This window comes from Streptomyces sp. NPDC002867, assembly GCF_053591895.1.
In genome coordinates, this window is sequence record NZ_JBSFUR010000006.1 from 258,245 (window position 1) to 270,653 (window position 12,409).

Here is a 12,409-nt window from a genome sequence, read left to right on the forward strand (position 1 = left end):
GTGAGCCGCGCTGATCAGTCCCGACGGATGAAAGACCCGTCGGAATCGGCGCGGCGTCCCCTCCTGTGCGAGGGGATTTTTCATTTCGTCACCGGATGAATCAGCGGCAGCTGGCAGAGACGATCGATGGAGCTTTTAAGGATCATGAGCGAGATGACTTCTGCTGCCGAGGCAGCAGCCCCGCATCGTTATACGGCTGCCATGGCGGCCGACATCGAGGCACGCTGGCAGGACTTCTGGGACGCCGAGGGGATCTACGAGGCGCCGAACCCGAGCGGTGACCTGGCCGGCGACCCGGCCGTGGCCGCTCGCCCCAAGAAGTTCATCATGGACATGTTCCCGTACCCCTCGGGTGCGGGCCTGCACGTCGGTCACCCCCTGGGCTACATCGCCACGGATGTCTTCGCCCGCCACCAGCGCATGACCGGGCACAACGTCCTGCACACCCTGGGCTTCGACGCCTTCGGCCTGCCGGCCGAGCAGTACGCCGTGCAGACCGGCACGCACCCGCGCGTGTCGACCGAGGCGAACATCGTCAACATGAAGGCGCAGCTGCGCCGGCTGGGTCTGGGCCACGACAAGCGCCGTTCGTTCGCCACGATCGACCCGGACTACTACAAGTGGACCCAGTGGATCTTCCTGCAGATCTTCAACTCCTGGTACGACGAGGAGGCGAAGAAGGCCCGCCCGATCGACGAACTGGTCGCCCTGTTCGAGAGCGGTGAGCGGTCCGTGCCCGGCACGCGCGCGTGGAGCGAGCTGAGCGCCAAGGAGCGCGCCGACGTCCTGGGCGAGTACCGCCTGGCGTACGCCTCGGAAGCGCCCGTCAACTGGTGTCCCGGCCTGGGCACGGTGCTGGCCAACGAGGAGGTGACGGCCGACGGCCGTTCCGAGCGGGGCAACTTCCCCGTCTTCAAGGCCAAGCTGCGCCAGTGGAACATGCGCATCACCGCCTACGCCGACCGGCTGCTGGACGACCTGGACGCGCTGGACTGGCCCGAAGCCATCAAGCTGCAGCAGCGCAACTGGATCGGACGCTCCGAGGGCGCCCGCGTCGGCTTCTCCGTGGACGGCCACTCGGACGCGAAGATCACCGTCTTCACCACCCGTCCGGACACGCTGTTCGGCGCCACCTACATGGTGCTGGCCCCCGAGCACGGCCTGATCGACTCGATCCTGCCCGCCGAGTGGCCCGAGGGCGTCAAGGAGTCGTGGACCGGCGGCGCGGCCACGCCGGCCGACGCCGTCGCCGCGTACCGCAAGCAGGCCCAGACGAAGAGCGACGTCGAGCGGCAGACCGAGCACAAGGACAAGACCGGTGTCTTCACCGGCGCCTACGCGCTGAACCCCGTCACCGGCACCCGCATCCCCGTGTTCGTCGCCGACTACGTGCTGATGGGCTACGGCACCGGCGCCATCATGGCCGTGCCCGGCCAGGACGAGCGCGACTGGGAGTTCGCCGAGGCCTTCGAGCTGCCGATCATCCGCACCGTGCAGCCGCCCGAGGGCTGGGAGGGCGAGGCGTTCACCGGCCAGGGGCCGGCGATCAACTCCGCCAACGACGAGATCTCGCTGAACGGTCTGGCGGTCGCCGAGGCCAAGAGCCGGATCATCGAGTGGCTGGTCGCCAAGGGCATCGGCGAGGGCACCGTCAACTTCCGCCTGCGCGACTGGCTGTTCAGCCGCCAGCGCTACTGGGGCGAGCCGTTCCCGATCGTGTACGACGAGGACGGCGTCGCGCACGCCCTGCCGGAGTCCATGCTGCCGCTGGAGCTGCCGGAGGTCGACGACTACTCGCCGCGCACCTTCGACCCGGACGACGCCGACACCCAGCCCGAGACGCCGCTGTCCCGCAACGGCGACTGGGTCACTGTGACGCTGGACCTGGGCGACGGTCCGAAGAAGTACCGCCGCGAGACCAACACCATGCCCAACTGGGCGGGTTCGTGCTGGTACGAGCTGCGCTACCTGGACCCGCACAACAGCGAGAAGCTGGTCGACCCGGCCATCGAGCAGTACTGGATGGGCCCGCGCGAGGGGCAGCCGCACGGCGGTGTCGACCTGTACGTGGGCGGTGCCGAGCACGCCGTGCTGCACCTGCTGTACGCCCGGTTCTGGTCCAAGGTGCTGTTCGACCTGGGGCACGTCTCGTCCGCCGAGCCGTTCCACAAGCTGTACAACCAGGGCATGATCCAGGCGTACGTCTACCGGGACAGCCGCGGCTTCCCCGTGACGGCCACCGAGGTCGAGGAGCGCGACGGCACGTTCTTCTTCGAGGGCGAGCCCGTCAAGCGCGAGCTGGGCAAGATGGGCAAGTCCCTGAAGAACGCGGTCACTCCGGACGAGATCTGCGCGGAGTACGGCGCCGACACCCTGCGGCTGTACGAGATGGCGATGGGCCCGCTGGACGTGTCGCGGCCGTGGGACACGCGTGCGGTCGTCGGCCAGTACCGGCTGCTGCAGCGGCTGTGGCGCAACATCGTCGACGAGTCGACCGGCGAGGTCACCGTCGTCGACGCCGAGCCCGATGAAAACACCCTGCGTGCCCTGCACAAGGCCATCGACGGCGCGGGCCAGGACCTGGCGGCCATGCGGTTCAACACGGCGATCGCCAAGATCACCGAGCTGAACAACCACCTGACCAAGACCGCCGGCCCGCTGTCGCGCTCGGTCGCCGAGCCGCTGGTGCTGCTGATCGCCCCGCTGGCCCCGCACATCGCCGAGGAGCTGTGGCGGAAGCTGGGCCACACCGACTCGGTCGTGCACGCCGACTTCCCGGTCGCCGACCCGGCGTACGTCGTGGACGAGACCGTGACCTGCGTCGTGCAGATCAAGGGCAAGGTCAAGGCGCGCCTGGAGGTCTCCCCCTCGATCACGGACGCGGACCTGGAGGCGCTGGCGCTGCGCGACGAGGCGGTCGTCGCGGCGCTGGGCGGTGCGGGCATCCGCAAGGTCATCGTGCGGGCGCCGAAGCTGGTCAACATCGTTCCCGCGTAGCGGGACCGGGGTTCTCCCCTAGGGGCAGGTCGAGGGTTGTGGTGGAACCCTCGGCCTGCCCTTTCCGTTTACCGTGGGAAGAACCAGAACCGATGCCGGAGGGCGTTCATGGATGCCGGAGCCGTAATCACGATCCTGGCGCTGCTTTTCTTCGCCTTCGTGGCATTGGGGGTGTATGTCGCCGCCAAGGCGGTGGGCGCGGCCAAGCGCGGCGTCGAGCGCACGGTCACCCAGGCGCGGCGCACCGTCGAGGACACCACACTGCGGGCGAAGAGCTACGGACAGGGCGGCGTGAGCGGCGAGCTTGCGCAGCTCCGGCTGGCGCTGCGCACATCGATGCGGGCGACGCAGGAAGCGCTGCAGGCGGGCGTGGCGGAGGACGCGTCGCTCTCCGAGTCGCTGGCGCTGTTCCGGCGGCTGAGCGCCCACGGACAGGAGCTCGACGCCGAGCTCAAGCGGCTGGAGCGCGAGCCCGACCGGGCGACGGTCGCCTCGCTCCTGCCGGGCCTGCGCGACCGCACGGAGCGGATCACGCATTCCGCGGAATCGCTGCGCTGGGCGGCGCGGGACCGTGCGAGCAAGTTCGCCGAGGACGAGCTGGACATCCTCAGCGCGCAGATCGACATGGAGGCCGGTGCGCTGCGGCACTGGTCGGCCGATGCCCCGGGCTCCGGTCCGGACCACGACGCGGGCCGCGTCGCGGACGCCGGCGGCGCCGCATCGCGCGCCCCCGGTGCACCGGCCGAGCAACACTGGGCGGAGCCGGACCAGGCACCGGAGCAGTCGGCTCCGGGGCAGCCGCAGGCCATCACGGCACGGGACCCTCGGCAGCAGACCGCCTATCCGTGGCAGAAGTCCGCCCGCCCCGAGACCTCCAACTGATCAGGGACGGCCGGCCGAGCCGCCCTTCGGGCCGGTCTCCTGCGCGCCTCGGAGGAATGCCGGGCAGGTGCCGGGCTGCCGCCCGGCACCTGCTGCGGGTAACCTCCCGCTCATGTCCCGCCATGTCGCTATCGTCACCGATTCAACGGCCTACCTGCCGCCACAGATGATGGAGCGGCACAGCATCACCGCGGTCCCCCTGACCGTCGTGCTCGGAGATCGGGCGCTGGAGGAGGGCACGGAGATCTCGGCGCGCTCGCTGGCTCTCGCGCTGCAGAAGCGCCGGCCGGTGACCACGTCCCGGCCCAGCCCAGAAACGTTCGTGCGGACGTACCGGGCCATCGCCGAGACCGGTGCGACCGGGATCGTGTCGCTGCACCTGTCGTCCGAGTTCTCCGGGACCTACGACGCCGCGGTGCTCGCCGCGAAGGACTCACCCGTGCCGGTGCGGGTCGTCGACACGGGCATGGTGGCCATGGCGCTCGGCTTCTGCGCGCTCGCCGCAGGAGAGGCGGCGGAGGCGGGCGGTTCCCTGGACGAGGCCGTCGCGGCGGCCGAGAAGCGCGCCGAGGGCACGTCCGCCTACTTCTACGTCGACACCCTCGACTATCTGCGCCGCGGCGGCCGGATCGGCGCCGCGCAGGCCCTCCTGGGTTCCGCGCTCGCCGTGAAGCCGCTCCTGCAGCTCGAAGGGGGCCGGATCGAACCGCTGGAGCGGGTACGGACCGCCTCACGCGCCATCGCCCGGCTGGAGGAGATCGTCGCCGAGCGGGCCGGTTCGGCTCCGGTGGACATCGCGGTCCATCATCTCGCGGCACCCGAGCGGGCCGCGGCGCTCGCGGACCGGCTGCGCGACCGAGTGCTCGGACTGGCCGACCTGCACGTGAGCGAGGTGGGCGCGGTGATCGGTGCCCATACCGGGCCGGGTCTGCTGGGAGTTGTGGTCTCGGCTCGTTGAGGGACCGGCGCCGTATGCGCCGAGGCGGCGGTGCCGTGGGCGAGTTGCCGCTGGTGGTGACCGCGTTGGCGCAGCGGTGGTCACTCGGGGGAGTGGCCGAGATGTCCACAACCGGTGGTCTGTCCACAGGAATTGGGCCTGTTCAGCGGATTCGGGCACATGTGCCTACCGTCCTGTGGCATGACTCTTCGATCACGTTCCGCGACGAGTGGACCCGGCCGTGCCCCGGCCTCCGACGGGCGTGTACGCCACGGGCACCACGGCCGCCTGCGCCTCGCCCCGAGGGGCCGTCACCGCGCCACGGGAAGCAGCCCTGACGCACGAACCTCCGGAGCCGACCCGGCCGGCAGGGCCGGGCCGCTGACGGACCGGTTTCCGGAGGCGGGTGCGGGGCCGCCGGGCGGGGCGCGTCCGGTGATGGGGCGTCCGACGGTGGGAGCGCGAGCGGATCGCGGTGGCACGCCGACCAGGGTGGTGCGTGCCGGTTCCGGCCTGGACCCCGGGGCCACTGGGGGATGGGGCACCGTGGGCGAGGCCGCATCGACGGCCGGTGAGCCGACCGCTGCCGCGGACCGCCGTCTTCTGCGGCCCGGGCGGCTCAGGGGCGGCCGGGCGTCGACCGCCGGCGCCGACGCCGTCCGCCGGAGGGCCGACGCGCTGTTCGCGGGAGTCCAGCCCGCCGCGGGGCCGGACCCCGCGACGCGCCCCATCCCGTCGGCTCCCGACCCCCCGGCCCGTCCAGGCGTCCCGGCGAGGCGTGCCCCGTCCCCCGGCCCCGGCGCTTCGGCGTACCGGCCCGTCCCCGCCGCGGCGGAGCTGCGCGCACCGTCCCATGGCGGCGGACGGCGCGGCCCCGGCGCGGACGGCCAGGCGACGGGGGCGGGGGAACGGACCGACGCCGGCCGCGCAGCCACAGGACCGCGCAGCGCAGCACAGTGGCTCGCGCTGCGCGAGCGTCTGCCCGTGTGGGTGCAGCTCAGGTGCGGACTCGAACCGCGGACGCTCGCCGCCCTGGCCGTCGTTCTCGTGGTCGGCGCCGTCTTCGCGGCCCAGCACTTCTGGGCGGGGCGGCCGCAGGCCGTACGGGCCCCGGAGGTGGTCCAGCAGGGCGCGGAGCAGCCGCCGCCGGACCCCGTGGCGGCATCCGCGCCGGCGCCCGGTGTCCCCGCGCCCGCCGAGGCCCGGCCGTCCGCACGGATCGTGGTGGACGTGAGCGGCAAGGTCCGCAGGCCGGGCGTGCTGCGCCTGCCCGCCGGATCCCGGGTGGCCGACGCACTGGAGGCGGCCGGGGGAGTGACGACAGGGACGGACGTGACGGGCCTCAACCGGGCACGTGTGCTGATGGACGGGGAGCAGGTGGTCGTCGGTGCGCCGCCGTCCGTCGCCGGGGCGGGGCCGTCCGGCCCGACGGGGACCGGCCCCGTCGGGGCGGCGACCGGACCGATCAGCCTCAATACGGCAACCGTCGAGCAGTTGGAGACGCTGCCGGGTGTGGGCCCTGTTCTGGCCCAGCACATCATCGACCACCGCACCAGAAACGGAGGCTTCCGCTCGGTCGACGAGCTGCGCGAGGTCAACGGGATCGGCGACCGGCGGTTCGCGGATCTGCAGAACCGGGTGCGGCCATGACACGGGCGGCCGTTCACGCCGTGTCGCGGAACCGGCTGGGCGCGGCGGCACCGCGTCAGGAGGGACCCGCCGATCTGCGTCTCGTCCCTCCCGCCCTGGCGGCCTGGGCAGCGGCGGCGCTCGCCGTCGCCGCTCCGGGCCGGTGGACGGCGACGGGTGTCGCCGTATGCATCGTGACGGCGGGCACGATTCCGCTCGTGCTGGTCGCACGCCGGCGGTGGAGGGCCCGAGCACCGTCGTCGCATGGCTCCGGGGGAGACGGCACGCCTCGGCTGCTCAGCGCGGAGGGCTCGCGCGGGTGGCTCCACGAGGAGGGTTTCCTGCGGCGGTTGGCCGCGGACGGCTCACGCCTGCGGCTCGACGGGGACGGGGCGCGCCTGCGGCTCAACGCCACTGCCGTCGTCGGCGTGCTGCTGTGCGCCGCCGCCGCGGCGGCCTCCGCGGGGCTGCACAGTGCCGACGTGCGCCGTGGGCCGCTGCCCGAGCTCGCTCGTCAGCAGGCTCACGTGACACTGGAGTTGACCGTCACCTCGGACCCGAGACCCGTGCGGCCCAAGGTCGTCGGCAACCGGATGGCGCCGGGAGCGACCGTGCTGAACGCCGAGGCGACGCGGGTGACGGGACCGGGCGGCGTCATCGCCGGCACACGGACGCCGGTCCTCGTGATGGTGCCCGCGGGCGGAGCGGTCGCGGACTGGCGGCGGCTCCTGCCCTCGACCCGGCTGCGGCTCGCCGGCCGGCTCGTACCGCCGCTCCGGCCGGACGACCCCATCGCCGCCGTGCTGCGCGCCCGAGGCTCGGGGCCACCGCGGATCACCGGACCACCCACCGCCCTCCAGCGCATGGCGGGCGACCTGCGCGCCGGGCTGCGCGCGGCCACCGACGATCTGGCGCCGGATGCCCGGGCCTTGGTGCCCGGCCTGGTCGTCGGCGACACCTCCCGCGTGCCGGAGGACCTGCACGAGGCGTTCGAGGCGACGGACCTGACGCATCTGCTGGCCGTGTCCGGCAGCAACCTCACCATCGTCCTCATCCTGCTGATCGGCCCACCCGGCAGGGCACTGCTCGCGGAGCGAGGCGGCCTCGCACCCCGGTTGGGCATCACCCTGCGCGGCACGGCCCTGCTCGGAGGCGCGCTCACGCTCGCGTTCGTCGTCGTGTGCCGGCCGGAGCCGAGCGTGCTGCGGGCAGCGGCCTGCGGGCTCGTCACCCTGCTCGCCATCGGGACCGGCCGCCGCAGATCGCTCGTCCCCGCGCTGGCCGCCGCCGTGCTGCTGCTCGTGCTGTACGACCCGTGGCTGGCGCGGAGTTATGGCTTTGTGCTGTCCGTGCTCGCCACGGGGGCGCTGCTCACCGTCGCACCCGGGTGGAGCGCCGCTCTCCAGCGGCGGCGCGTGCCGCCACGGCTCGCCGAGGCCCTGGCCGCGGCCGCCGCGGCACAGGCCGTCTGCGGACCTGTGGTGGCGGTCTTCGCCGCCCGCGTCAGCCTGGTCGCGATCCCCTGCAACCTCGTCGCCGAAGTCGCCGTCGCGCCGGCCACGGTCCTCGGCTTCGCCGCGCTGGCGGCGGCGCCGGTGGCGATACCGGTCGCGGAGGTGCTGGCTCGCTGCGCGGGGTGGCCGGCCGGCTGGATCGCCTCCGTGGCGCGGACCGGCGCGGCGCTGCCCGGTGCGGACGCCGGCTGGCCGCGCGGCTGGACCGGCGGGCTGCTGCTGGCGGCGGTCACGGCCGTGGTGCTGCTCCTGGTCCGGCGGCTGCCACGCCATCCGCTGGCAGGCGCGCTGTGCGCACTGCTGCTGCTCCTGGTGGTGCTGCGCCCGCCGCCGATCACCGGGGTCATCAGCGGCTGGCCGCCGCGGGAGTGGGACTACGTGATGTGCGACGTCGGACAGGGAGACGCCACCGTCCTCGCGGCCGGGAGCGGTACGGCCGTGGTCGTGGACGCGGGTCCCGACCCGGAGCTGGCGGACCGCTGCCTGCGGGAGCTCGGCGTGACAAGGATCCCGTTGCTCCTGATCACGCATTTCCACGCCGACCATGTCGCCGGGCTGCCCGGCGCGCTCAGAGGAAGGAGCGTCGGGATCATCCAGACGACAACCCTTCAGGAGCCTGCCGGACAGGCCGAGTTCGTCCGGCGCATCGCCGCAACGGCCGGGGTGCCCGTCGCGCGCGCCGCACCGGGCGAGCGCCGCCGCACAGGCGGCATCGACTGGCAGGTGCTGTGGCCGGACGCCGGGGCGGGCCTGAGGCCGCAGGGCCCGAACGACGCCAGCGTCGCCCTGCTGGTCCGCGCGACGGGCGGTCTGTCACTGCTGCTCCTCGGCGACCTCGAACCGCCCGCCCAGCAGGCGCTGCTGCGGGCGCATCCGTTGATACCGCGGGTGGACGTGCTCAAGGTGGCCCATCACGGCTCGGCGTACCAGCACCCCGCGCTGCTTGCCGGGGTCCGGCCGAGGCTGGCGCTCATCAGTTGTGGGCGCGACAACCCGTACGGGCACCCGGCGCCGGGGACCGTCGGGCTGCTGCGGTCCCAGGGAGCGATGGTGCTGCGTACGGACCGGGACGGGGCGATCGCGGTGGCCGGAGCCGGCCCGCGCCTGCGAGTCACGACCCGCGCGGGGCCTGGTGGGTCCTAGGCCGGGGTCCGATCCGGACGGGCGTGGCGGCGGATCCGGGCCGGGGGCGGATCCTGGGCCGCGGGCCGCCAGAGGTGCCCCGCAGGCAGCGAAGCCCACGCACCGGCCGCGGGTCCGGGGAGCCCTGGTTCCGGAGACCGACGCGTTCCGCCGGGAGGCCCGGGACCGTACGCCGCCGGGGCTCCGACCTGCGGCGCATGGCGTGGCGGCGCGCGACCGACGAGACTGCCGACATGGGAACACCAGGACAGGAGCGGCAGCCGCCGCCCGCGCTCTCGCCGCAGACCGTGGACGCGTACCTGCGCCGGATCGGCGCCGGCCGGCCGGCGCGGGCCGACGCGGCGGCCCTGCGCGATCTCCAGCTGCGGCATCTGCGCACGGTGCCGTTCGAGAATCTGTCGATCCACCGGGGCGAGGACATCGTCCTCGCCGACGAACTGCTCGTCGCCAAGGTGGTGGAGGCCCGGCGGGGCGGCTTCTGCTACGAACTCAACGGCGCGTTCGCGGCGTTGCTGCGCGCTCTCGGCTTCACCGTGACGCTCTACCAGGCGCGTGTCTTCGGGGACGGCGGGCGGCTCGGCATTCCGTACGACCACCTCACCCTGCGCGTGGAGACGGTCGACGGCACCGGGCCGTGGCTGGCGGACGTCGGGTTCGGGGACCACAGCCATCATCCGCTCGCGCTGGACGACAGGGAGGACCAGCAGGACCCGGCCGGTGTGTTCCGCATCGTGGCCCGGGCGCAGTACGGGGACCTCGACCTGCTGCGGGACGGCAAGCGGCAGTTCCGGATCGACACCCGGCCGCGTGACCTCACCGACTTCGAGGCCGGGGCCTGGTACCACCGCACGTCGCCGGCCTCGCAGTTCACCCGCTCCCTCGTCTGCTCGCGGCTGACTCCCGAAGGCCGCGTCACCCTGAGCGGACGCAAGCTGGTGGTCACCGCCCACGGTGAGCGGCACGAGCGGCAGCTGTCCGGCGACGCGGCGGTACTGGCCGCGTACGAGGAGCATTTCGGGCTGGTGCTCGACCGGCTTCCGCCCGATCCGGCAGCCGGCTGAGGCGACGCCGCAGGTCCGATCCGGACCTGCGGCGCACCGTCCCGCTCGCCCTTCCTGGGCGGCAGGCGCGGAGGAAGATCAGGCGGACCGCCGCCCGGCCTCCGCGCCCTCGGTCACGGCGCCTCGAGCCAGCCCTCGTACCCGGCGGCGAACTCGTCGAGCGCGCTCGCGTCCAGGCGTCCCTCGGGGTCCTCCACCACGACGAGCCACTGGGCGTCCTCGGCGTCGTCCTCGCCGGCCAGCGCGTCCCGCACCAGCTGCGGTTCGTCCGTGACGCCGAAGCGTTCCGCCAGCTCCTCGGCCGCTTCCTCGGCGGCGTCGCGGTCGGGCAGCACCAGTACATGTCGTTCGTTCACCGGCCCATTCTCCGGTATGCCGCGGGACGCGGCGGAGGGTGTCAGTGGCCCGTGGGATGCTTGACCGCGATGGCCAGGAAGAATTCGACCGACGACCCGCTCGCCCCCGTCACTCTCGCCGTGGGCCAGGAGGACCTGCTCCTCGACCGCGCCGTGCAGCAGGTGGTGGCCGCCGCGCGGGCCGCCGACGCCGACACCGACGTACGCGACCTCACCGCCGACCAGGTGCAGCCCGGCACCCTCGCCGAGCTGACGAGCCCCTCGCTCTTCGCCGAGCGCAAGGTCGTGATCGTGCGCAACGCGCAGGATCTGTCGGCCGACACGATCAAGGACGTCAAGGCGTACCTCGACGCCCCCGCGGAGGAGATCACGCTCGTGCTCCTGCACCCCGGCGGTGCGAAGGGCAAGGGGCTGCTCGACGCGGCCCGGAAGTCGGGCGCGCGCGAGGTCGCCTGCCCCAAGACGACGAAGCCGGCCGAGCGGCTCACCTTCGTCCGCTCGGAGTTCCGGGCGCTGGGGCGGTCCGCGGCGCCCGAGGCGTGTCAGGCCCTGGTCGATGCCATCGGCAGCGACCTGCGGGAGCTGGCGAGCGCGGTGTCCCAGCTGACCGCCGACGTCGAGGGCACGATCGACGAGGCGATCGTGGGGCGCTACTACACCGGCCGCGCCGAGGCGTCGAGCTTCAACGTCGCCGACCGGGCCGTCGAGGGCCGGGCGGCGGAGGCGCTGGAAGCGCTGCGCTGGTCGCTGTCGACCGGCGTCGCCCCCGTGCTGATCACCAGCGCGCTGGCGCAGGGTGTGCGCGCGATCGGAAAGCTGTCCTCCGCGCGGGGCGGCAGGCCGGCCGACCTCGCGCGCGAGCTGGGCATGCCGCCGTGGAAGATCGACCGGGTCCGCCAGCAGATGCGCGGCTGGACCCCGGACGGTGTCGCGATGGCGCTGCGGGCGATCGCGGAAGCGGACGCGGGGGTGAAGGGCGGCGGCGACGACGCGGAGTACGCCCTGGAGAAGGCGGTCGTCACGATCGCCCGAGCGGCCCGCCTCCGCCGCGCCTGACCTCAAGGGGCATGTCACGCCGGGCCCCCTCGGGGAACCGCCCGGACGACGAGGCGTCGCGCCCGGCGCGCGGTTCAGCCGGGGACGAAGCCTCGTCACCGCAGCCCGTCATGGGCCCGCCCGTCGGCGCGGTCGTCACCGGCCGAGTACCCAGGGCGCGGCCCGGGAGGCCGCCGCCCCGCCCGGGCGCCGACGGCCCCACCGGGTCCGCCCCGCCCCCAACAGCGCCGCCCGCCGTGCGCACCGGCGTCCGATGCCCTGCCCCGCTCCTCGCGCAGCCGGCCCACCCGCCCCCGGGCATGGCAAAGGCCCCGTCCGGTCCTGGGGAAGGGCCGGGGCGGGGCCTTGGCTTTGGGATGGGTGCGCCGCACCCGCGTGGCGAACGCAGGCCGCGTGCGGCGCGAGGGGTGCCGGTCGGGAGCGGATGAGAGGGCCCGCTTGATCCCTAACGGCGATCAGTCACGTGCTCAGCCCTGGAGGGAGGACACCTTGGAGGCCAGCGCCGACTTCTTGTTGGCGGCGGCGTTCTTGTGGATGACACCCTTCGAGACGGCCTTGTCGAGCTGACGCGAGGCGGCACGGGCAGCCACGGTCGCCTTCTCGACGTCGCCGGCGGCGACGGCCTCACGGGCCTTGCGGATCGCGGTCTTGAGCGACGACTTGACGGCCTTGTTGCGCAGGCGCGCCTTCTCGTTCGTCTTGTTCCGCTTGATCTGGGACTTGATGTTCGCCACGAAAAGCCCTTTTCTGGGGTTCACCCACGCCCATGGGGCGCAGGAGGAGTTCGATGATCTTCAACTTCGTGTCCCTCCCCCCTCGCCCTTCGGACACGGG

9 protein-coding genes are annotated in these 12,409 nt (G+C 73.5%); 7 read left to right on the forward strand and 2 right to left on the reverse strand.

The annotated features are described in order from the left end of the window. Window positions 1–144: 144 nt before the first annotated feature. From leuS to ACWD0A_RS08605, 6 genes are all read left to right on the forward strand, one after another. Window positions 145–2,997 carry a leucine--tRNA ligase gene (leuS, locus tag ACWD0A_RS08580; RefSeq protein ID WP_451295912.1) on the forward strand — a complete coding sequence of 951 codons (2,853 nt, stop codon included), beginning with the start codon at window positions 145–147 and terminating at the stop codon, window positions 2,995–2,997. Between the two features lie 108 nt (window positions 2,998–3,105). Beyond that, entirely contained in the window at window positions 3,106–3,879 is a 774-nt protein-coding gene (locus ACWD0A_RS08585) for a hypothetical protein (RefSeq protein WP_451295914.1), read from the forward strand. A gap of 112 nt (window positions 3,880–3,991) precedes the next feature. Further along, complete coding sequence (locus ACWD0A_RS08590) at window positions 3,992–4,837, forward strand: DegV family protein (protein ID WP_451295916.1); 846 nt, start codon at window positions 3,992–3,994, stop codon at window positions 4,835–4,837. Window positions 4,838–5,362: 525 nt separating this feature from the next. Continuing rightward, window positions 5,363–6,466, forward strand: a complete 1,104-nt coding sequence (locus ACWD0A_RS08595; RefSeq protein WP_451295918.1) for a helix-hairpin-helix domain-containing protein — start codon at window positions 5,363–5,365, stop codon at window positions 6,464–6,466. Further along, complete coding sequence (locus ACWD0A_RS08600) at window positions 6,463–9,102, forward strand: ComEC/Rec2 family competence protein (protein ID WP_451295920.1); 2,640 nt, start codon at window positions 6,463–6,465, stop codon at window positions 9,100–9,102. Before ACWD0A_RS08595 ends, ACWD0A_RS08600 begins: the two co-directional genes overlap by 4 nt. A gap of 233 nt (window positions 9,103–9,335) precedes the next feature. After that, window positions 9,336–10,163 carry an arylamine N-acetyltransferase family protein gene (locus ACWD0A_RS08605; RefSeq protein ID WP_451295922.1) on the forward strand — a complete coding sequence of 276 codons (828 nt, stop codon included), beginning with the start codon at window positions 9,336–9,338 and terminating at the stop codon, window positions 10,161–10,163. A gap of 113 nt (window positions 10,164–10,276) precedes the next feature. Here the strand turns inward: ACWD0A_RS08605 and ACWD0A_RS08610 are convergent, their stop codons facing one another. Next, window positions 10,277–10,519 carry a hypothetical protein gene (locus tag ACWD0A_RS08610; protein ID WP_177152413.1) on the reverse strand — a complete coding sequence of 81 codons (243 nt, stop codon included), beginning with the start codon at window positions 10,517–10,519 and terminating at the stop codon, window positions 10,277–10,279. Window positions 10,520–10,588: 69 nt separating this feature from the next. Here ACWD0A_RS08610 and holA point away from each other — a divergent pair, with 69 nt between their 5' ends. Further along, a complete protein-coding gene (holA, locus tag ACWD0A_RS08615) occupies window positions 10,589–11,575 on the forward strand; it encodes a DNA polymerase III subunit delta (RefSeq protein ID WP_451295924.1) in 987 nt (328 codons plus the stop codon). Window positions 11,576–12,042: 467 nt separating this feature from the next. On the opposite strand, the gene rpsT is transcribed toward holA, so the two are convergent. Beyond that, entirely contained in the window at window positions 12,043–12,309 is a 267-nt protein-coding gene (gene rpsT / locus ACWD0A_RS08620; protein WP_177152415.1) for a 30S ribosomal protein S20, read from the reverse strand. Window positions 12,310–12,409 lie beyond the last annotated feature (100 nt).

Coding starts and splice junctions, on each gene's coding strand:
- leuS (WP_451295912.1), top strand. CDS start 145: ATGAGCGAGATGACTTCTGCTGCCGAGGCAGCAGCCCCGCATCGTTAT.
- ACWD0A_RS08585 (WP_451295914.1), top strand. CDS start 3,106: ATGGATGCCGGAGCCGTAATCACGATCCTGGCGCTGCTTTTCTTCGCC.
- ACWD0A_RS08590 (WP_451295916.1), top strand. CDS start 3,992: ATGTCCCGCCATGTCGCTATCGTCACCGATTCAACGGCCTACCTGCCG.
- ACWD0A_RS08600 (WP_451295920.1), top strand. CDS start 6,463: ATGACACGGGCGGCCGTTCACGCCGTGTCGCGGAACCGGCTGGGCGCG.
- ACWD0A_RS08605 (WP_451295922.1), top strand. CDS start 9,336: ATGGGAACACCAGGACAGGAGCGGCAGCCGCCGCCCGCGCTCTCGCCG.
- holA (WP_451295924.1), top strand. CDS start 10,589: ATGGCCAGGAAGAATTCGACCGACGACCCGCTCGCCCCCGTCACTCTC.